Annotated in this window: 1 pseudogene; it reads left to right on the top strand. The window is 50.6% G+C overall.

The features are described 5' to 3' along the window. Positions 1 to 73 precede the first annotated feature (73 nt). A pseudogene (locus ACR0KW_RS24255) lies at positions 74 to 684 on the top strand (IS6 family transposase); the annotation flags it as partial.

The following is a 684-nucleotide window of genomic DNA, read 5'->3' on the forward strand; positions in this document are numbered from 1 at the left end:
TTTTGGGCCAGATTGACAGGGCAGCCTGTTCAGGCATTTGTTTCGCGCAAATAGTTCTCGGACAGGTCTTCGAATGGTCTCTTTGAAAGGCTGCCATTTTCCCAAAGATGTAGTTTTGTACGCTGTGTATTTCTATCTGCGGTACACGGTGTCCTATCGTGACTTGGAAGAGATTATGGCCGAACGCGGTGTGCGGGTCGACTACGCCACCTTGAACAGGTAGGTAACGAAGTACTCGCCGCTGATCGCGGTGCGAGCGCAATCGAAGAAGCGACCTACGCTGAAATCCTGGCGTATGGACGAAACCTATCTCCGTGTTCGAGGCAAATGGATGTATTTCTATCGCACCGTCGACAAAGCTGGAAACACTCTTGATTTTATGTTGTCTGAACGCAGGAATGGCCCAGCGGCCACCAAGTTCTTCGCCAAAGCGCTGTCCACAAATGGAATTCCGGACAAGATTGTGATCGACAAGAGTGGAGCCAACGCGGCAGGTATTCGGGAAGTAAACAAGACCCTAAGGCGGTTTGGCAGTTCGGCCAAGTTACAAACGATCAAGTCCAAGTTTCTGAATAATATGATGGAGCAGGATCACCGGTTTATCAAACGGCGATTGCGGCACATGTGTGGGTTCAAATCCTTCGCTACCGCATCCGCAACGCTGGACGGCATTGAAGTTGCCAA

Source organism: Ruegeria sp. CG11, assembly GCF_056537245.1.